General features: G+C 65.7%; 1 pseudogene. It reads right to left on the reverse strand.

The window, feature by feature from the left end:
* A pseudogene (locus SB753_RS41785) lies at nt 1-230 on the reverse strand (hypothetical protein); the annotation flags it as partial.
* Nucleotides 231-233 lie beyond the last annotated feature (3 nt).

A 233-nucleotide genomic window follows, 5' to 3' on the forward strand; every position in this document is an offset into this window, starting at 1 on the left:
GCGCCGTTTCCTGCTTCAATCGACCGGAAACCGTCTGCACGCGCACTCATGCCCAACCCTGTCGAACCGTCGGCTGAAGCACCCGAACCCGCGCCTTGTGCGATCGAATTTAACCCGGAGGCTGTTGCCCCTGCGCCCACTGCAACCGAGTTGACTGCCGCCGCGGCGGCGCCCGCACCTTCCGCAATGGACCTCGTACCCGATGCCGTCGCGTTCAATCGGAGCGCCACGGA

Origin of the sequence: Paraburkholderia sp. SIMBA_053 (assembly GCF_046534895.1) — a bacterium.
Lineage (GTDB): Bacteria > Pseudomonadota > Gammaproteobacteria > Burkholderiales > Burkholderiaceae > Paraburkholderia > Paraburkholderia caledonica.